Consider the following 19,027-nt stretch of genomic DNA (forward strand, 5'->3'; position numbering starts at 1 on the left):
TGCGCCCTTTGCCGGGACGTGCCGCACAAGCTCGGTCACCGCATCTCATCCGAGCTCAGACCGCAGCGACGTCCGCATTCTTCGACATCCTGCCACGCATGAAAAAGCGCCGGACCCAGTGGCCGACGACGGGCCATTCCTCGCCCCGAGTCCAGAAAAGGCGCAGCAGTTTCTCACGGCGGCCCGATGGGTTGAACCACTGACGCAGCCCTTCGGCCGTGCCCTGCCACTCGGTGATGACCGGTCGCAATTTACCTTCCCATTCGGTCAACGCCGTTTCGAGGTCGTCCGGATGCCGCTGCAGCATGGAGCCGAGCAGATCCGCTCCCACCAACCCTGCCGAGACGCCCATTCCGGCGTAGAGCGTAACGCACCATGCCGAATCACCCAGTAGAACCACCCGCCCTCGATGCCAGGAGTCCATCCGTACTTGTTCGGCCGAGTCGAAGAGGATGTCCTTCACCTTGTCTGCCTCGTCGAGGACCGCGCCGAGCAGCTTGCCCGTCGGGCGGTCGCCGAAGACCTGACGCAGCCGCTGAGCCGGAGGCAGACGGAACTCGGAGTCGATGTCGTCACTGCGGTACGTGAGCATGACCGTGGGGATCCGGTCCTGGAATCCGAACACCCACATCGCGCGGTCGCGGTCCGGTTCCAGCAGTACGGCGGTGTCTTCCTGCGCGAGGCCGGGCAGGGGCTTGGAGAGTTGGAAGGCGCAGGTGATTCCGCCCAGCCGGTGCATGTAGCGCTCGTGCGGGCCGAACACCAGGCCGCGCACGGTCGACCGTAGCCCATCCGCGCCGACGACCAGGCCGAACCGCTCGGTCACGGTGTCGCCGTTCGCGGTGTCGCGCAGGGTTACGGCGACGCCGTCGGCGTCCTGCTGGATCTCTGTCGGGACGGTGGAGAAGCGGATCTCGACGTCGTCGGGCAACGCTTCGAACGCGGCGTTCTCGACGTCGCCCCGCAGCATCGTGCGCGGACCGCCGGGAAGGCTGCCGAGGATGGCCGTGCTGGTCCGGTTGCCGCGGCGGTCGATCTCGTAGTGGACGGTGTCGGGAGCGCCGTGGTCCGGCACGCCTGGCCCCATGCCCAGTCGCTCGGCGCTTGCGCGCCCTGCTCCCCACAGCAGCACGAAGTAGCCGCCCGTTCGGCGCTGCCGTGCCCGTTCGACGACGATCGGCTCCCAGCCGATCTGACGCAACCGGATCGCCGTGGCCATACCGCTGATTCCCATTCCGACGATGAGTGCGCGTCGGCTCTGTGTGTTATTCATTTCTTCAGCATAGAAACTGATCGGCCATTTTTTCGCGTTCGGCCTGTAGGGCATATCTCATAGCCGATCGACCTCACGTTCGGCGCCGCTGAATCGTCACGGATTGAAGCCTTGCCAGACCTGGAGTTTGTCCGGATTGACTACCAGCCAAATATCGGTGACGCGGCCGTTGTGGACGGCGATGGCCATGACGCCATTGATTCCGCCGTTGGCATGGGTGACCAATCCGGGACGGCCGTTGACGCTTTCTTCGGTGATCTCCTGGGCGAATTCCTTCGCGCGCAGGCCGAGGAAATAGCGCGCCGCCTTCTCGGAGCCGGCGATCGGGCGCAGGGCCGCCCGAACCTTTCCTCCGCCGTCGGTGCGAACGCTCACCTGGGGGTCGAGCAGCCTGATCAGGCTGTCGAAGTCACCGTGCTCGCAGGCGTCCTTGAAGGCGGCGACGACGCTGCGATGCTGATGGGCATTGACTGCGAGGCGGCGGTCGCGCTGGAGGTGCCGCCGGGCCGAGGTGGCGAGCTGGCGGCAGGCCTCCGGAGTACGTCCGACGATGCCGGCGATCTCGGGATGTGGCAGGTTGAAGACGTCGTGCAGGACGAAGGCGACCCGTTCGGCCGGAGTCACGGATTCGAGCATGACGAGTACGCCCATACTGACGGAGTCGTCGAGAGACACCTGCTCGGCCGGATCGTCCTGCTGGGTTCTCGCGGTGCTGGACCACCGGGCGTCGCCGGGAAGCGGTTCAGGAAGCCAGTCCCCGACGTACCTCTCCCGGCGCGCCCGGGCCGAGGTGAGCTGGTCCAGGCAGATCCTGCTGGTCACCCGCACGAGCCAGGCGATCTGCGAGCGGATGGCGCGCTGTGCTTCGTCGGACAGGGCATACCACCGCGCGTAGGCGTCCTGCACGACGTCCTCGGCGTCGTGGGTCGAGCCGAGCATTCGGTACGCCAGATTCAGCAAGGTGACGCGATCGTCCGGCGTCACGGTGGCGCGCTCCTCGAGGATCGAAGTCAGGGGGAGGGCGGCCTGCCCCCGGTAGCGTGGCATGACGGCTCTCCTTCCGCGGTTCACGTGGCGAACCACCCGAGATCACTGTTTCTCCCGGTCTACAGAGGCTATGCCGCTGTACCCCGCATCCATCCCAGACCGGAGGCAAAGATGCTTTTCCCGATCTGTCTGCCCTGCCGGGCCATCATCGGTTCTTGTGGCTGTTGAGCCAGTTGATGACGTCAGTGGCCGCGCCGCCTTCGTCGTGCGGGGTCAGCACGGAGTAGTGGTCCTTGCCCGGGTAGACGCGGACCTTGACCGCGGTGCCGGCTGCGCGGGCGTCGCGAGCCGCCTGCCTGGTCACTGCGATCTTGATGGACGGGTCCTGATCACCTTGGAGCAGCAGCATCGGGCCGGGAGTCTTTCCGTGAGGCACGCTCTGCGCGTCCAGCAAGGGCTGCAGCTTCAGCGCGGCCTGCGGGGTCTGTGGCGTGAACTGGAAGTCGTTCAGCTTGTCGCCGAGGTCGGTGGAGAAGTACTCCCAGATTTTCGCGGTGCACTCCTTCTCGGCCACGGGCAGCATGCGCATGGCCTGGTCGCCGAGGTAATCGTCGTACCGCAAGCCGGGGTGCAGCGTCTTCAAACCCTGCAGCGCCAGCAGATAGAAGCCGCGGTCCACCGGACCGGGCGAACCGTAGTTGTAGGCCTGGCCGACGTCGGTCACCGGTGCCAGCCCGACCGTGCCCCGGAAATCGAGGCCCCGGCCCCAGGTCTTGGAGAGTTCCCCGGCGGCGATGGCGGCCTGCCCGCCCTGGGAATGCCCGACGGCGAACCACGACTTCGACAGCGTGGGCTCGGCCTGGATCGCAGCGCGAACAGCATCGATCATGCCGCGGCCTTCGCTGTCAGCCACGATGTAGGGATGCTCACCAGGGGTGCCCAGGCCCTCGTAGTCGGTCGCGGCCACCGCATAGCCGGCCTTGAGCAGTTCGACGATGAAACCGCTGTAGCCGTACAGGTCGACCTTGCCGTCCTTGTTCGCCGTGGTGGACGGAGCGCACTGGTCGCTGGTGCCGGAGGACCCGTGTCCCCACGACACCACGGGCCAGCCTCCCTTGGGCGCCTTGCCATTCGGCGTGAGGAGCACCCCACTGACCACGATGGCATCACCGTTCAGCGAGCGGGAGCGATAGGTGATCCGAGCCGCTCGTCCGGCCACCGACGCCAGCGCCGGGTCGAGGGCGGTGACGGCCTTGGCCGAGATCAGCTCCCCTGCGCTCTGGGGCCTGGTTGTCGCGTGTGCCTGCGCCGCAGGCCGCTGCGCGGTCACCGCCGGTTCGCCGCTGTTCTGGGCGGCGAGCGGCGTTCCCGCGGCCAGTGCCGCGGTCACGGCCGCCCCGAAGGCGAGACTGCGGAACTTCGTTGCTTGCATCGATGACCCCCGATCGCTCCCGGCCGTTGCAGCAGGCCAGGAGTACTGATGGTTACGCCTGTCTCGACGACAGGGACGGGACCGGTGTGATGATTCACCTCGAACTGTGAGCGAAGCCACACGCGAAGAGGCCTGTAGCGGCAGTCCGTCCCCGTGGTGGGAGCCTGGGTGTTCTCGCCGGCGCTCGCGACGGCCTGCTGGGGACGGCTTCGGCCGACGACCAGATCGCCCGCCAGTTCCATGACCCGCGCGGCAGGGGTACCGCGAGCCGATGATCACTTCAGGCTTGGACAGCAGGTGAAAGCCATGCGGGTTCCAGGTGGGGGCATAAGACGCGAGACCAGAGGGGGTCGGTAGATGCGAAACTCGCCGGATGATGAGGCTGACTTCACGTCAGGTCTCGATCTGCATCTCGACCTGACCGGCGACCGCGGGGCCGGACGGTCGCTGGAGAGCGCCCTGCGTGAGGCCGTGCGACGGGGGCGGCTGACCGCGGGCACCCGGCTGCCCGGCACCCGTACCCTCGCCGCAGACCTCGGCCTGTCCAGGGGTACGGTCGTCCAGGCATACACGCAGCTCATCGCCGGGGGGTGGCTGACAGGCGCGCGCGGATCCGGCACCCGGGTGGCCGACGTGCTGCCGGAGTCCGGTACCGGCGAGGCCGCCGACCACGGTCCTCCGGAGCCGGGCGTCACGGCCCTCGGCGACCTGCGTCCCGGCCGGCCCGACGTCAGCGCCTTTCCGCGCGCGGACTGGGTTGCCGGCGTCCGCCGGGTGATGTCGGCGATGGAGTCCGAGCAGTTGGGCTACCCCGATCCGGCAGGCGTGCCCGCGCTGCGCTCGGCAGTCGCCGAGTACGTCTCGCGGACCCGTGGAGTGGCTGCGACCGCCGGATCGACGGTGATCACCGCTGGGTTCACCCAGGCGCTCTCGCTGCTCGCGCGCACCTTCCGCGGTCTCGGCACCCGGCGCGCGGCCACCGAGGACCCGGGATTCGCGGTGCACCGCGAACTGCTGGCCGCGGCGGGGATCGACCCGATGCCGCTGGCGGTGGACGCTGGTGGGTCCGATCCGGCGCACCTGCCGGATGACGCGGGGTTCGCGCTGCTCACTCCCGCCCACCAGCACCCGTGGGGCGTCGTGCTGGCGCCCGGGAGGCGCTCGGCGTTCATCGACTGGGCCCGACGGAACGACGCCTACGTGATCGAGGACGACTACGATGGTGAGTTCCGCTACGGTCAGCAACCGGTTGGCGCGATGCAGCCGCTGGCACCCGACCGGGTGATCTACGCGGGCAGCACCAGCAAGACCCTGGCTCCGGGGGTGCGGCTCGGCTGGCTGGTGGTGCCCGCCTCCCTGCGCGGCCCGCTGCTGCGGACCGTGCGAGAGACCGGCTCGACGCCACCGGTGATCGACCAGCTCGTGCTCGCTGACCTGCTCTCCAGCGGGAGCTACGACCGGCACGTACGGCGGGCCCGGCTGGCTTACCGGCGGCGCCGCCAGGAGCTGGCCGAACGGCTGGCGGTGGTCACCGACACGCCGCTCACGGGCGTCGCCGCCGGGTTGCACACGCTACTGCCGCTCGCCTCGGAAGCCGCCGAACGTGAACTGGTCGCCACGGCGGAGCGCTCGGGCCTGCTTCTGCAGGGCTTGCACACGGCGGATTACTGGTACCCGACGGACGAGGAGCGGCCCGCCGCCCTGCTCATCGGCTATGCCACACCGCCGCGGCACGCCTGGCGTCAGACGCTCGACCTGCTGGTCTCGCTGGTCAGCGGCCTGTCAGGAACAAGCGGGTAGGGGTGCCACCGGCGAACGCCGCGAGCGGGCACCCACACCCGGGGGCAGCCGCCGGTCGCCCTCAGGACGGACGGGGGACGCGGCGGTCACGGCGGGCCGCGAGCTCCTCGTCACCGACGTAGCTGAGCATCGGCTCACCGGGCACGCAGAACATGACCACGACGAACCGGCTCCACCGGTCGGACAGGTTGTTGGCCGCCTGGTAGTGGATGACGTCGCCGCCGGGCTCCCAGAACGCCTCGCCCGTGCGGATCACCCGTTCCGGCTCACCCTCCAGCTCGAAAATCATCTCCCCTTCGATCATGTACCCGTAGACCGGGCCCGAGTGCCGGTGTGGCGGGGAGCCGGAGTCGCCGGGCGGCAGTTCGATGAGCACAGTCATCGCATGGGCAGGATCGGGAAGCTGGAGCGGCGTCCCGTCAAGAAGCAGAGTGAGTTCGGAATTGCTTTTCAGATCCATGCCATCGACGCTAGGCGGAGAACGGACCAGTGAACTAGTCCACTTGCCGGCTTCCTGGCTGTACCACTTGCCTCAGCCGAGCAGACAGTCCGCCCTTCTCCTGCGGCCACGCACCGGCTGATTCCTGCGGTGTCCGCCTCACACAGGAACGCCCCTGCGTCGTCGTAGAGACATGAACCTCACGCAACCCTGGGCTGTCCGTCGTTGTTCCGTCCGTCATGTCTGAGCACCGCCGGCCTGGACGCTGGTCCGACGTGGGGATCAGCACGATCGTGAGCGAGCGGCGGCTGCTGGCCGCGGTCGCTGAGCGGCTGCTCGGCTCGGCGTGCGCAGCCGAGGACGTGGTACAGGAGACTTATGCCCGCTGGTACGCGATGCCGGAGGACCTGCAGGACGAGGTCGGCTGGCCTACCGCTTGGCTCACGAGCGTCGCGAGCCGCCTGTGCTTCGAACGGCTGAACGGGGCGCGGGTGAGTCCGCCCCTCCTGGCCGAATCCCGTCACCCTGGCGAACGCGCGCCCCGTGGCGGACCGAGGGCGCCCTGGGTGCCCGCCTACCGGTATGACCGCATCGTCCATGCGTTCAAGAGGGCTTGCGAGAGGGCGGACGGAGTCGGCGAGTTGACCGTACTGCTCGCTCCCGACGTCACCCTGATCACGGACGGCGGCGGCCGGATACGCGCACCTGTCCAACCGGTCACCGGAGCTGAGCAGGTCGCGCGCTTCCTCGTCGGCCTGTTCGGCGGGCAGGACGACGTGACCTTGGTGGAAGCGTCGATCAACGGCGGGGCGGGGCTCGTCGTCCGCGTGGCCGGTCTTACGGCCGCGGTCGTCATGCTGCGCACCTGCGACGACAGCATTCAGGACGTGTGGGTCGTGATGAATCCTGAAAAACTTCGCGCATGGCGGGGACACGAGGATCCCCCGCCGGACACAACGCGGACACGATGACGCGGGCCCGCGTCCATCTCGACCGACTGGGGCCGCGATGCCCCATCAGCCCCACAAGACGGAATAGGCTCGTGCGGTAAGTCTGCCGGGGCGAGCGTTAAGGGGACCGGGTGAGCAAGTCGTTCGTGCATCTGCACGTCCACACCGAGTACAGCATGCTGGACGGAGCGGCCAAGCTGAAGCCGCTGTTCAAGGAGGCCGAGCGGCTGGAGATGCCGGCGATCGCGATGAGCGATCACGGCAACATGTTCGGTGCGTACGAGTTCCAGAAGGTCGCCGCCGGATCCCCGGTCAAGCCGATCATCGGGATCGAGGCGTACGTGGCGCCGCACAGCCGGTTCGTGAAGAAGCCGGTGTTCTGGGGGCAGCGCGCGGAGACCGGGGTGGCGGACGGCGAGGGCGGCAAGGACGTCTCCGGCGGCGGCCGGTTCACCCATATGACGATGTGGGCCAAGGACGCGGACGGGCTGCGGAACCTGTTCCGGCTGTCGTCGCTCGCCTCGTTCGAGGGCTACTACTCCAAGCCCCGCATGGACCAGGACCTGATCTCGCAGCACGCCTCCGGGATCATCGCCACGACCGGTTGCCCCTCCGGCGCGGTGCAGACCAGGATCCGGCTCGGCCAGTACGACGAGGCCGTCCGGGTGGCCGGCGAATACCAGGAGATCTTCGGCAAGGAGAACTACTTCCTGGAGCTGATGGACCACGGCATCAACATCGAGCGTGAGGTGCGCGAGGACCTGCTCCGGCTGGCCAGGCAGCTCAACATCCCGCTGCTCGCCACCAACGACTCCCACTACGTGACCGAGGACCAGGCCGACGCGCACGACAGCCTCCTGTGCGTCGGCGTGGGCAAGAACAAGGACGACCCCAACCGGTTCCGGTTCAACGGGTCCGGCTACTACCTCAAGTCCGCCGACGACATGTACCGCCTGTTCCCCGAGCTGGCCGAGGCGTGCGACAACACCCTGCTCGTGGCCGAGATGATCGGCGACTACGGCGACGTGTTCAAGCAGGTGGACCGGATGCCGGACTATCCGGACGTGCCCGAGGGGGAGACACAGGAGTCCTGGCTGCGTAAGGAGTGCGAGGCCGGACTGGCGATGCGGTACGGCACCCCGATCCCCGCCGAGGTGATGGAGCGCTACGAGACCGAGATGAAGGTCATCGGCCCGATGGGGTTCTCCTCCTACTTCCTCGTGGTCGCCGACATCTGCAAGTACGCCCGCGACAACGGCATCCCGGTCGGGCCGGGACGAGGATCGGCCACCGGCAGCATCGTGGCGTACGCCACCCGCATCACCGAGCTCGACCCGCTGGAGCACGGCCTGCTGTTCGAGCGGTTCCTCAACCCCGAGCGGATCAACCCGCCCGACGTCGACCTCGACTTCGACGACCGCCAGCGCGACCGCATGGTGGCCTACGTCACCGAGAAGTACGGCAGCGAGTTCACCGCGCAGGTCAACACGTTCGGCACCATCAAGGCCAAGGCCGCCGTCAAGGACGCCAGCCGGATCCTCGGCTACCCGTTCGCGATGGGCGACAAGATCACCAAGGCGATGCCGCCGGACGTCATGGGCAAGGGCGTCCCGCTCGCGGACATGTTCAACGAGGACCACCCGCGCTACAACGAGGGCACCGAACTGCGCGCCCTGTACGAGAACGACCCCGACGTGCGCAAGGTCATCGACACCGGCCGCGGCATCGAGGGGCTGATCCGCGGCACCGGCGTGCACGCCGCCGCCGTCATCCTGTCCTCCACCCCGCTGCTCGACCTGATCCCCATGCACAAACGGGACAAGGACGGCGTCGTCATCACCGGGTTCGACTACCCGTCGTGTGAGGACATGGGCCTGGTCAAGATGGACTTCCTGGGCCTGCGCAACCTGGGCATCATCGACCACGCCATCAAGATCATCAAGCAGAACCGGGGTGTCGAGCTGGACACCCTGACGATGCCGCTCGACGACACCAAGACATACCAGCTGCTGGCCCGCGGCGACACGCTCGGCGTGTTCCAGCTCGACGGCGGCCCCATGCGGCAGCTCCTGAAGCTGATGGAGCCGACCCGGTTCGAGGACATCGCCGCCGTGCTCGCCCTCTACCGGCCGGGCCCGATGGCGGCCAACGCGCACACCAACTACGCCCACCGCAAGAACGCCCGCCAGGACATCGAGCCGATCCATCCGGAGCTCAAGGAGGCGCTGGAGCCGATCCTCGGGCCGACCTTCCATCTGCTCGTCTACCAGGAGCAGATCATGGCCGTCGCCCGTGAGCTGGCCGGCTACTCGCTCGGCGGCGCCGACCTGCTGCGCCGCGCCATGGGCAAGAAGAAGCCCGAGATCCTGGCCAAGGAGTTCGCCAACTTCCAGGCCGGCATGCGCGGCAACGGCTACAGCGACGAGGCCATCCAGGCGCTGTGGGACGTCATGCTGCCCTTCTCCGGGTACGCCTTCAACAAGTCGCACACCGCCGGCTACGGCCTCGTCGCCTACTGGACCGCCTACCTCAAGGCCAACTACCCCGCCGAGTACATGGCCGCCCTGCTCACCTCCGTCGGCGACGACAAGGACAAGGCGGCCGTCTACCTGGCCGAGTGCCGCAAGATGGGCATCCAGGTGCTTCCGCCGGACGTCAACGACTCCCAGCTCGACTTCGTCGCGGTCGGAGACACGCAGGTCCGGTTCGGCATGGGCGCGGTCCGCAACGTCGGTGAGAACGTCGTGGACGGGATCGTCAAGGCCCGCCTGGAGAAGGGGCGCTTCACCGACTTCAACGACTTCCTCGCCAAGGTGCCGCTCACGGCCTGCAACAAGCGCGTCATCGAGTCGCTGATCAAGGCGGGCGCGTACGACTCCATGGCGCACCCGCGCAAGGGCCTGCTGATGATCCACGAGCAGGCGGTCGAGTCCGTCATCGACATCAAGAAGAACGAGGCGCACGGCCAGGACTCCCTGTTCGGCGGCATGGACGACGCGGACGACGACGCGGCGTTCACGATCGCCATCCCCGACACGGAGTGGGACAAGAAGACCAAGCTCGACTTCGAGCGGGAGATGCTCGGCCTGTACGTGTCGGACCACCCGCTGGCCGGCACCGAACGGCTGCTCGCCCGCAACCGGGACACCACGATCGTCGACCTGCTCGACTCCGGGCGCGACGACCGCGGCGACGTCCGCGTGGCCGGGCTGGTCACGAAGGTGGACCGGCGGGTGAACAAGGCGGGCAACACGTGGGCCATCCTCACGGTGGAGGACATGGACGCCGCCGTCGAATGCCTGTTCTTCCCCCGCAGCTACGAGTTGTACGGGCCGGAACTGCGGCCGGACATCGTGGTGTCGGTCGCCGGCCAGATCAACAACCGCGACGGCGCCATCAGCATCTTCGCGAACGAGATGGCCATCATCGACGTGTCCGGGGTCAACGAGTCCGGCGCGCCGATCACCCTGCTCCTGCGCGAGGAACGCATCACGCCGACCCTGCTGGACGAGCTGCGGCAGGTCCTGAAGATGCACCAGGGCCAGGTGCCGCTCCAGGTCAACCTGCGGCGGCCGGCCGGCAAGGTCATGGTGATGGCGCTGCCGGAGTGGCCGGTCAACGCCGAGCCGAGTTTCGCCGCCGACATCAAGGCGCTACTCGGCCCGGAGGCGCTGTCGCTGTGAGCCGGCGGATCGAGGTCCACTCGTCCGCCGCCCCGCTGATCTCGTGGTTCCACGTCAACGGCGCGGCGGACGACGGGGATCCCGACTTCGTCCGGTTGTTCGTCGCGTGGGCGCGCCGGGCGTTCGTCCCGGCGCTTCCCGAGCGGGCCCTGGCGGACGCGATCGAGCTCTGCCGCCAGGGCGCGTACGCCACTGGAAAATCGCTGTAACCGGCGTTCAAGCGGCTTTGAACCGTGTTTGCAGAAGCCCGGCGCAGGCTTCGCAGCATGAAACAGCACACCGCGTTCTTATCCCGCGCTCTCCGTTCGATGCTGGCGGTTCCCGTCGTCGCCCTGGGCGTGGTCGCGCTCTCCGCGACGCAGGCGTCGGCGGTGTCCCGCCCGGCCATCGTGGCCGCGGCCCAGGACCAGCTCGGCAACTCCGCGCGCAATCACGAATCGCCGATGGGCAGTGGCTGCAACTACTACACCGGCTACTTCCGTACGTGGAAGCCCGCCGGCGGCTGCCCGTCGAGTGACGGCGTCCAGTGGCGCGACAGCGACTGGTGCGCCGACTTCGTCAAATACGTCTGGCAGCGGGCCCGCGTTCCGTACGCCAACGTGCCCGAGACCGGCGGCGGCATCCTCACGGGATGGGCGGCGTCGTTCAAGGACTACGGCGTCAAGTACGGAACGTGGCACACCCGCGGCAGCGGCTACACGCCCCAGCCCGGTGACTCCGTCGTCTTCGACTGGGACCAGAGCGGCGACATCGACCACGTCGGCATCGTGAGCTCGGCGAACGGGAGCACCGTCTACACGATCGAGGGCAACAGCGGCGACCGGATCAAGGCCAACTCCTACAGCCGCTCCAACATCGACATCGTCGGCTACAGCGCTCCCGTCGGAGGAACCTCCGAGGAGCCGAGGGACGGCAACAGCGTGACGGGTGACCCGTACGCCGACCTGCTCACCGTGGATTCCGCCGGGAAGCTGATGCTGTACAGCAACAACTTCGTCCGGGACGGCGGTCAGCCGTTCACCGGCAGTGAGCCTCGGGAAGTGGGTCACGGGTGGGGTGGTTTCGCCCGGACCATGCCCGCCGATGTCACCGGCGACGGGTTCACGGATGTGCTCGTGGTGAATTCGGCCGGCAAGCTCATGCTGTACAGCAACAACTTCGTCCGGGACAACGGTCAGCCGTACGCGGGCAGTGAGCCTCGGGAAGTCGGTCACGGGTGGGGCGGTTTCTCGAACGTCATTCCCGCCGACGTCACCGGCGACGGATTCACGGACCTGCTCACCGTGGACACCGCCGGGAAGCTGATGCTCTACAGCAACAATTTCGTCCGGGACGACGGCCAGCCGTTCACCGGCAGTGAGCCGCGCGAGGTCGGCCATGGGTGGGGCGGTTTCTCGAAGGTCATTCCCGCCGATGTCACCGGGGACGGGTTCACTGATCTGCTCACCGTGGACACCGCCGGGAAGCTGATGCTCTACAGCAACAATTTCGTCCGGGACGACGGCCAGCCGTTCACCGGCAGTGAGCCGCGCGAGGTCGGCCATGGGTGGGGCGGTTTCTCGAAGGTCATTCCCGCCGATGTCACCGGCGACGGGTTCACTGATCTGCTCACCGTGGACACCGCCGGGAAGCTGATGCTCTACAGCAACAATTTCGTCCGCGACGACGGCCAGCCGTTCACCGGCAGCGAGCCCCGCGAGGTCGGCCACGGCTGGGGCGGCTTCGCCCAGATCCTGGCCTGACGTCATCCCCGCCCGTGCCGGCCCAGGCGGCCGGCACGGGGCCCCTTCCTCATCACTCATGGAGTAGACATGCGGCCTGCCCTCATCCGATCCCTGACCGGCTTGCTTCTGTCCCTGTGCCTCTCGGGACCCATCGCCCTGATGTCCTCGGCTCCCGCGCACGCCGCGGACACCGTGCCCTGCGACAAGAACGGAACCACCACGGCCGACGCCAACATGGCGACGCGGCTGAACCGGGAATTACCCGGTGACCTGCGCGGCTCGATGACGGCTTACCGGGTGTCCTGCGCCCGCGTCATCATCGCCACCGTCAAGAGCCGGGGCCTGCCGGTCCGGGCCGCGCAGATCGCCATCACCACCACCATCGTCGAATCCACCATCCGCAACCTGACCTATGGCGCCGACGACAGCGTCGGCCTTTTCCAGCAGCGCCCCTCGCAGGGCTGGGGAACGGTCGACCAGATCCTGAACCCGGTCTACGCGACGAACAAGTTCCTCAGCAAGATGCTCAGGTTCGACTGGCGCAACGATCCCATTGGCAAGGTATGCCAGCAGGTGCAGGTCTCCGCCTATCCCAACAGGTACACGGAAGAGACGCCGGACGGTGTGGCCATCGCGAACGCGGTGTGGTCCATGTCGGAACCCGCCGAACTGCCCGGCAACAGTGTGACGGGTGACCCGTACGCCGACCTGCTCACCGTGGATTCCGCCGGGAAGCTGATGCTGTACAGCAACAACTTCGTCCGGGACGGCGGTCAGCCGTTCACCGGCAGCGAGCCTCGGGAAGTGGGTCACGGGTGGGGTGGTTTCGCCCGGACCATGCCCGCCGATGTCACCGGCGACGGGTTCACGGATGTGCTCGTGGTGAATTCGGCCGGCAAGCTCATGCTGTACAGCAACAACTTCGTCCGGGACAACGGTCAGCCGTACGCGGGCAGCGAGCCTCGGGAAGTCGGTCACGGGTGGGGCGGTTTCTCGAACGTCATTCCCGCCGACGTCACCGGCGACGGATTCACGGACCTGCTCACCGTGGACACCGCCGGGAAGCTGATGCTCTACAGCAACAATTTCGTCCGCGACAACGGCCAGCCGTTCACCGGTAGTGAGCCTCGGGAAGTGGGTCACGGGTGGGGCGGTTTCGCTCGGATCATTCCTGCGGATGTGACCGGGGACGGGTTCACGGATCTGCTGGCGCTGGATTCGGCCGGGAAGCTGATGCTGTACAGCAACAATTTCGTCCGCGACAACGGCCAGCCGTTCACCGGCAGCGAGCCCCGCGAGGTCGGCCATGGCTGGGGCGGTTTCTCGAAGGTCGTTGCCGCTGACGTCACCGGCGACGGGTTCACGGATCTGCTGGCGCTGGATTCGGCCGGGAAGCTGATGCTGTACAGCAACAATTTCGTCCGCGACAACGGCCAGCCGTTCACCGGCAGCGAGCCCCGCGAGGTCGGTCACGGCTGGGGCGGCTTCGCGCAGATCCTCGCCTGACCGCCGCCTCTGGTAAGCCTCGCCGTTGTACCCGTAGGGTTCGGTTCAAGGTCCGCCGAACCCTATGGGGGGAAACCGATGGAGTTCCGGCTCCTGGGTCCGGTCGAGGTGTGGAACGACGGGCGGCAGGTCGCCCTCGGGGGGCCCAAGCCGCGGGCCCTGCTCGCCACTCTGCTTCTCGACGCCGGCCGTGCGGTCGGCGTCGAGCGGTTGATGGAGGCGATCTGGCAGGAGAACCCGCCGCCGACCGCCCGGGGTGTGCTGCAGACGTACGTCGCCTCGTTGCGCCGGGCCTTCGACGGCGCGGGCCTGCCGGAGATCATCGTCTCCCATCGCGTGGGCTACCTGGCGCGGATCCCGCCCGGCACTCTCGACAAGGACGTGTTCGAGCGGCTCGTCGACCAGGGACGGCAGGCGGCGCGCACGGGAGGCCACCAGGAGGCGGCGGGTCTCCTCCGTACGGCGCTGGCCCTGTGGCGGGGCCCGGCCCTGGGCGGGACCGGCGACACCGGCCTGCGCCCCGAGGCCATCAGGCTTGAGGAGCTGCGGCTCGCGGTGCTGGAGGAGCGGATCGCGGCCGACCTGGCGGCCGGCGGGGTCGAGGGCCTGATCGACGAGCTCACCCAGCTGGTCGCGGTCCATCCCATCCGGGAACGGCTGCGCCGCGATCTCATGGTGGCGCTCTACCGGGCCGGTCGGCAGGCGGACGCGCTCACGATCTACCAGCAGGGCAGGCAGGTCCTGATCGAGGAGCTGGGCATCGACCCCGGCCCGGACCTGCGGCGTACGTACGAGGCGATCCTGCACTCCGACCCCGCGCTGCTCGGCGCGGCCAGAACCGTCGCGCCCCGGCAACTGCCCTCCGCGCCCCCCGACTTCACCGCGCGCGAGGAGGAGCTGGCCGCGTTACGCGACCGGCTCACCAGGCCGAACACCATGCCGGTCTGCGTCATCTGCGGACAGGGCGGCATCGGCAAGTCCGCGCTGGCCCTGCGTGCCGGACACGAGCTCGCCCACTTCTACCCGGACGGCCAGCTCCACGTGGAACTACGCGGCACGACGCACACACCGGCCACCCCGGCCGAGATCCTGGGCCGGCTCCTGCGCGAGCTCCAGCCGCCCGGCGCGCAACTCCCCGCCACCGTGGAAGAACGCGTCAACCGCTACCGCACCCTGCTGGCCGGCCGGCGCAAGCTGATCGTGCTGGACGACGCCGGCTCCGAGGCGCAGGTACGGCCCCTGCTGCCCAGCGCCCCCGGCTGCGGCGTGATCGTCACCTCCCGCAACCGCCTGGCCGGACTGGACGGCGCCGCCCTCATCGACCTCGGGACACTGCCCGCCGAGGCGAGTGTCGAGCTGCTGGCCCAGATCGCCGGCCACGAGCGCATCACCGTCGACCTCGACGCGGCCCGGCACATCGTCGCGCGATGCGGTGGCCTGCCCCTCGCGCTGCGCATCGCCGGAGCCCGGCTCGCCTCACGACGTCAATGGTCCACGCGACGCCTGGCCGACCGGCTGGCCGACGAGCAGCACCGGCTCGACGAACTGGCCGCGGGAGACCAGGAGGTGCGGGCCAGCATCGCGCTCAGCTACGCCATGCTGCCCGCCGCGGAGAAGACGGCGCTGCGCCGGCTCGGGCTGCTCGGCCTGCCCAGCTTCCCCCTCTGGGTCGCCGCGACGGCGCTGGAGACCGGCCCGCGCCAGGCCGAGCAGCTGCTGGAGCAGCTCGTGGACGCCTCCCTCCTGGAAGAGGCGGACGTGGACGCGGCCGGCCAGATCCGCTACCGGCTGCACGACCTGATCCGGCTGTTCGCCGCGGAACGCGCGCACGCGGAGGAGCCGGTGGCGGAGCTGACGGCCACGGTCTGCAGGGTCCTGGGCGGCTGGTTGTGGCTGATCGAGCGGTTGAGCCAGGCCGTCCCGACGGGGGCGATCCCCATGCGCGCCGCGCCCGGGCTGGCCCGTCCGGTGGACGACGAGGCCACCAGGCCGGCGCTGGCCGATCCGCACGCCTGGTTCCGCAGCGAGGAGGAGGCCCTGATCGCCGGCGTGGAACTGGCGGCGGCCATGGAACTCGACGAACTGGCCATCCAGCTCGCCTGCTCCGTCTCGGCGGCGGCGTTCGAAGGCAGCCAGTACATCTTCGACGACCCGTTCGCGGCCTGGCGCCGGATGAACGACGCTGCGCTCGCGGTCGCGCGGCGGATGGACAACGTCCCGGGCGAGGCGGCCCTGCTGGCCGGTCTGGGGCACCTCCACTACGCGCGGGACTCCTTCGCCGAATCCCGCCAGTATCTCGGCCAGGCACTGTCGCTGTTCCGTACGACCAAGGACGTCCGCGGGGAGGCGACCACCCTCGCCGGGCTCGGCGAGGCCTGCCGCGAGCAGGGATACCTGGCCGAGTCCCTGCACTTCCTCGGTCAGGCCGGGACGCTCCTGCACGACCTCGCCGACACGGCGGCCCTGGCCCACGTCAAACGGCTGTCGGGCACGGTACGCCTGGAACGCGGCGACTATCCGGCGTCCTGGGCGGATCTGACCGCCGCGCTGGAGCTCTACCAGCAGGTGGGCAACCGGCGCGGCGCCGGGCTGACCCTGCGCAGCATGTCCCTGTACCACCGCGCCAGGGACGAGCACGGCAAGGCCGCGGAGCTGTGCGAGCAGGCGCTGGACATCTTCCGCCCGCTCGGCGACCGGCTGCTGGTGGCCTACTGCACCCGTTCGCTGGCCAAGGCGTGGCTCCGGCTCGGCGAGCACGACCAGGCGCGGCAACCGCTGGAGGAGGTGCTCGCCACCATGCGTGCCCTGCAGGATCGCTGGGGGGAGGCCTGCACGCTGCGCACGATCGGCGAGCTCGACCTGGCCGAGGGGCGTCTCTATCAGGCCAGGAGCCGGCTGGAGGAATCGCTGCGGCTGTGGGAGGAGCTGCGGGTCCTCCCCTTCCAGGCCCGGACCCAGCGTGACCTGGCACTGGTGCACCGGGCGTTCGGCGACGACGTCACCGCCGACGCCATCTGGTCGGAGGCGCTGGAGACGTTCCGATTACACGGCTGCCGCGAGTACGACGAAATGCTGAAGGACAAGCCCTACTGATCGTTTGCAGCGTTTTTGGAGCAGGCCGCCGCACCATGGCGTCGACGTCTCATAGCGACGCGTCCATGGCTGGTAACCGGAGGGCTCCATGCGGGAGATCGTGTTCCTGTCCGATTCGCGGATCGCCGAGGTCCCCGTCAAGGAATGCGGGGAACCCTTGGTGGATCTGCGTACCTTGGAGGCCATCCGGGTCGACCCGCGGCTCGCCGACGAGGCGGGCGCGTACGCGCACCTGCGGCAGAGCGTGGCCGATCGCCTGGTGGTCGCGCAGACGCGGCTGCCTCGCGAGCTGCGGTTCCTGATCATCGAGGGGTACCGCCCGGCCGGCCTGCAGCGGCGCTACTTCGGCTCGGCCGTCGCCCGCCAGCGGGCCGCGCATCCCGGCTGGGACGACGCCCGCGCCCGAGTCGAGGCGAGCAGGTACGTCTCCCCGCCCGAGGTCGCCCCCCACGTCACCGGCGGCGCGGTCGACCTGACCCTGCGCTCTGCCGGCGGAGTCGAGCTGGACATGGGCACGGCGGTCAACGCCACCCCGCCGGAGAGCGACGAGAACTGCTACACCGACGCGACCGCCATCTCCGCCGAGGCCAGGAGCAACCGCCGCCTCATGGGCGACGCCCTGGCCTCCGCCGGCTTCGTCAACTACCCCACGGAGTGGTGGCACTGGTCCTTCGGCGAGCGCTACTGGGCCTTCATCACCCAGGCCCGCCACGCACGCTACGGCCTTGTCGAGGATTTGTCGGCCGCCGTGTCATAACAGGACGCACTTACGTATGGCAGGCCCTTTCTCGCCGCCGTTGTCACCACAAACCTCATCCGCGCCAGCGCGCCCGTTGTTTTACGCCGGCCGCCTGCCGTCCGAGAAAAATCATTATCGGAACGGCAGGCGGCCCCTTGACCGTATATCGACCCGGGTACATCATGGCGGAGCAGGTCAGAGCTGCGGCGGGGAATCGGGGAACGGGCTCTGATATTACGCGCGGCCATTTCGGAATGGCCTGATCCTTTTTCGCGTCGCACGTTCACCGCGCCATCAGAAGGAGGCCGCATGCCAGCAAACAATGGCGCACGACGAACAATGGGGTTCGGTCCGTACCACGTGGGTTCCACGGTCGAGACGGGGCTGGTGCGGCTGGCCACGAAAGGGCCCAAGGCCGTCCAGTACACGATGATCGACGGGCGCCCGCTCTTCGAGGGGGACATCGAGCTCGCCTTGATGGGCCCGGGGGACGTGGAGAACGCCACGGTGGCCGAGGAGCAGGCGGGGATCATCATCCCGGGTACGCAGTTCCGCTGGCCCAACGGCAGGGTGCCGTACGACATCGATCCCGCTCTGCCGAACCAGGGCCGGGTCACCGACGCCATCGCGCACTGGGAGCGCAACACCCGGATCCGTTTCGTCCGCAGGACCGCCGCCAACCAGGCCGAGTTCCCCGACTTCGTCATGTTCCGGCCGGGCACCGGCTGTAGCTCGGCGGTCGGGCGGCGTACCGGGCAGCAGACCATCACGCTGGAAGGCGGCTGCGACGCGGCCTCGACCATCCACGAGATCGGGCACGCGACGGGCCTGTGGCACGAGCAGAGCCGCGAGGACCGCGACCGGTTCGTCACCATCAACTGGCAGAACATCCTGCAAGCGCAGGCGCACAACTTCAACCAGCACATCACCGACGGCGACGACGTCGGCCCCTACGACTACCACTCGATCATGCACTATCCGCGCTGGGCGTTCTCCAGCAACGGCCAGGACACGATCGTGCCGCCGCAGAACGTCGAGATCGGGCAGCGGCAGGGGCTGAGCCCGGGCGACTGCCGGGCCGTGCGCACCATGTACAGCGATCTCGAACCGGCGGCCCGCTTCTCCGGCACCCAGTTCTCCGCCAAGGTCGAGGCGTTCGCGACCAGCCGGTGGTTCACCCACAGCTGGCCGGCGCAGTGGTACGTCATCTGGACCGTCGCCCCCAAGGCCCCGATCGTGGACGGCCCCGCGCAGGTCTCGTGGAACGTCCAGGTCACCCGGCAGTCCGGCGGGCTGATCAAGTACTTCCTGGCGATCACCAACCTGACCTCGGGGCAGATCGAGATCGAGGCGCGTTACGACGTGCTCGGCTGGAGCCTCAGCGCCACCTGAGCGAGCACG

At 68.6% G+C, this 19,027-nt stretch carries 13 protein-coding genes; 9 read left to right on the forward strand and 4 right to left on the reverse strand.

Going from position 1 to position 19,027, the window contains the following annotated elements:
• Positions 1–55: 55 nt before the first annotated feature.
• The 3 genes from OIE67_RS03530 to OIE67_RS03540 all read right to left on the reverse strand — a co-directional run bounded on the left by OIE67_RS03530 (position 56) and on the right by OIE67_RS03540 (position 3,692).
• The gene (locus OIE67_RS03530) at positions 56–1,273 is read right to left on the reverse strand and encodes an FAD-dependent monooxygenase (RefSeq protein WP_326636592.1); all 1,218 of its coding nucleotides are present in this window, start codon (positions 1,271–1,273) and stop codon (positions 56–58) included.
• Between the two features lie 96 nt (positions 1,274–1,369).
• Positions 1,370–2,320, reverse strand: a complete 951-nt coding sequence (sigJ, locus tag OIE67_RS03535; protein ID WP_326636593.1) for an RNA polymerase sigma factor SigJ — start codon at positions 2,318–2,320, stop codon at positions 1,370–1,372.
• Between the two features lie 145 nt (positions 2,321–2,465).
• Positions 2,466–3,692: an alpha/beta fold hydrolase gene (locus tag OIE67_RS03540; protein WP_326636594.1), complete on the reverse strand. Its 1,227-nt coding sequence runs from the start codon at positions 3,690–3,692 to the stop codon at positions 2,466–2,468.
• 357 nt (positions 3,693–4,049) lie between these two features.
• Here OIE67_RS03540 and pdxR point away from each other — a divergent pair, with 357 nt between their 5' ends.
• On the forward strand, positions 4,050–5,492 hold the full coding sequence (pdxR, locus tag OIE67_RS03545; RefSeq protein ID WP_326636596.1) for a MocR-like pyridoxine biosynthesis transcription factor PdxR: 1,443 nt from the start codon (positions 4,050–4,052) through the stop codon (positions 5,490–5,492).
• Between the two features lie 61 nt (positions 5,493–5,553).
• On the opposite strand, the gene OIE67_RS03550 is transcribed toward pdxR, so the two are convergent.
• On the reverse strand, positions 5,554–5,874 hold the full coding sequence (locus OIE67_RS03550) for a cupin domain-containing protein (RefSeq protein ID WP_326636598.1): 321 nt from the start codon (positions 5,872–5,874) through the stop codon (positions 5,554–5,556).
• 332 nt (positions 5,875–6,206) lie between these two features.
• On the opposite strand from OIE67_RS03550, the gene OIE67_RS03555 reads away from it, so the two are divergent.
• The 8 genes from OIE67_RS03555 to legP all read left to right on the forward strand — a co-directional run bounded on the left by OIE67_RS03555 (position 6,207) and on the right by legP (position 19,018).
• Positions 6,207–6,902, forward strand: coding sequence for a sigma factor (locus OIE67_RS03555; protein ID WP_326636600.1), 696 nt, complete (start codon positions 6,207–6,209; stop codon positions 6,900–6,902).
• Positions 6,903–7,012: 110 nt separating this feature from the next.
• Positions 7,013–10,564 (forward strand): DNA polymerase III subunit alpha, encoded by a 3,552-nt coding sequence (gene dnaE / locus OIE67_RS03560; RefSeq protein ID WP_326636602.1) that lies wholly within the window; start codon positions 7,013–7,015, stop codon positions 10,562–10,564.
• Positions 10,561–10,773 carry a hypothetical protein gene (locus OIE67_RS03565; protein WP_326636604.1) on the forward strand — a complete coding sequence of 71 codons (213 nt, stop codon included), beginning with the start codon at positions 10,561–10,563 and terminating at the stop codon, positions 10,771–10,773. The genes dnaE and OIE67_RS03565 overlap by 4 nt, the downstream gene beginning before the upstream one ends.
• Before the next feature lie 57 nt (positions 10,774–10,830).
• Positions 10,831–12,306: an FG-GAP-like repeat-containing protein gene (locus OIE67_RS03570; RefSeq protein ID WP_326636606.1), complete on the forward strand. Its 1,476-nt coding sequence runs from the start codon at positions 10,831–10,833 to the stop codon at positions 12,304–12,306.
• Between the two features lie 69 nt (positions 12,307–12,375).
• Positions 12,376–13,794: an FG-GAP repeat domain-containing protein gene (locus tag OIE67_RS03575; protein ID WP_326636608.1), complete on the forward strand. Its 1,419-nt coding sequence runs from the start codon at positions 12,376–12,378 to the stop codon at positions 13,792–13,794.
• Positions 13,795–13,872: 78 nt separating this feature from the next.
• Positions 13,873–16,887, forward strand: coding sequence for an AfsR/SARP family transcriptional regulator (locus OIE67_RS03580; RefSeq protein WP_326636609.1), 3,015 nt, complete (start codon positions 13,873–13,875; stop codon positions 16,885–16,887).
• Positions 16,888–16,975: 88 nt separating this feature from the next.
• A complete protein-coding gene (locus tag OIE67_RS03585) occupies positions 16,976–17,644 on the forward strand; it encodes a M15 family metallopeptidase (RefSeq protein WP_326636610.1) in 669 nt (222 codons plus the stop codon).
• A 291-nt stretch (positions 17,645–17,935) separates the two neighbouring features.
• Entirely contained in the window at positions 17,936–19,018 is a 1,083-nt protein-coding gene (legP, locus tag OIE67_RS03590) for a Dot/Icm T4SS effector Zinc-dependent metalloprotease LegP (protein ID WP_326636612.1), read from the forward strand.
• Positions 19,019–19,027 lie beyond the last annotated feature (9 nt).

The organism is Nonomuraea fuscirosea (assembly GCF_035917475.1).
In the GTDB taxonomy this organism is placed as follows: domain Bacteria; phylum Actinomycetota; class Actinomycetes; order Streptosporangiales; family Streptosporangiaceae; genus Nonomuraea; species Nonomuraea fuscirosea.

Bases quoted from the DNA above. Each gene is read 5' to 3' on its own strand.
- OIE67_RS03530 (WP_326636592.1), bottom strand. From the start codon at position 1,273: ATGAATAACACACAGAGCCGACGCGCACTCATCGTCGGAATGGGAATC.
- sigJ (WP_326636593.1), bottom strand. From the start codon at position 2,320: ATGCCACGCTACCGGGGGCAGGCCGCCCTCCCCCTGACTTCGATCCTC.
- OIE67_RS03540 (WP_326636594.1), bottom strand. From the start codon at position 3,692: ATGCAAGCAACGAAGTTCCGCAGTCTCGCCTTCGGGGCGGCCGTGACC.
- pdxR (WP_326636596.1), top strand. From the start codon at position 4,050: ATGCGAAACTCGCCGGATGATGAGGCTGACTTCACGTCAGGTCTCGAT.
- OIE67_RS03550 (WP_326636598.1), bottom strand. From the start codon at position 5,874: ATGACTGTGCTCATCGAACTGCCGCCCGGCGACTCCGGCTCCCCGCCA.
- OIE67_RS03570 (WP_326636606.1), top strand. From the start codon at position 10,831: ATGAAACAGCACACCGCGTTCTTATCCCGCGCTCTCCGTTCGATGCTG.
- OIE67_RS03575 (WP_326636608.1), top strand. From the start codon at position 12,376: ATGCGGCCTGCCCTCATCCGATCCCTGACCGGCTTGCTTCTGTCCCTG.
- OIE67_RS03580 (WP_326636609.1), top strand. From the start codon at position 13,873: ATGGAGTTCCGGCTCCTGGGTCCGGTCGAGGTGTGGAACGACGGGCGG.
- OIE67_RS03585 (WP_326636610.1), top strand. From the start codon at position 16,976: ATGCGGGAGATCGTGTTCCTGTCCGATTCGCGGATCGCCGAGGTCCCC.
- legP (WP_326636612.1), top strand. From the start codon at position 17,936: ATGCCAGCAAACAATGGCGCACGACGAACAATGGGGTTCGGTCCGTAC.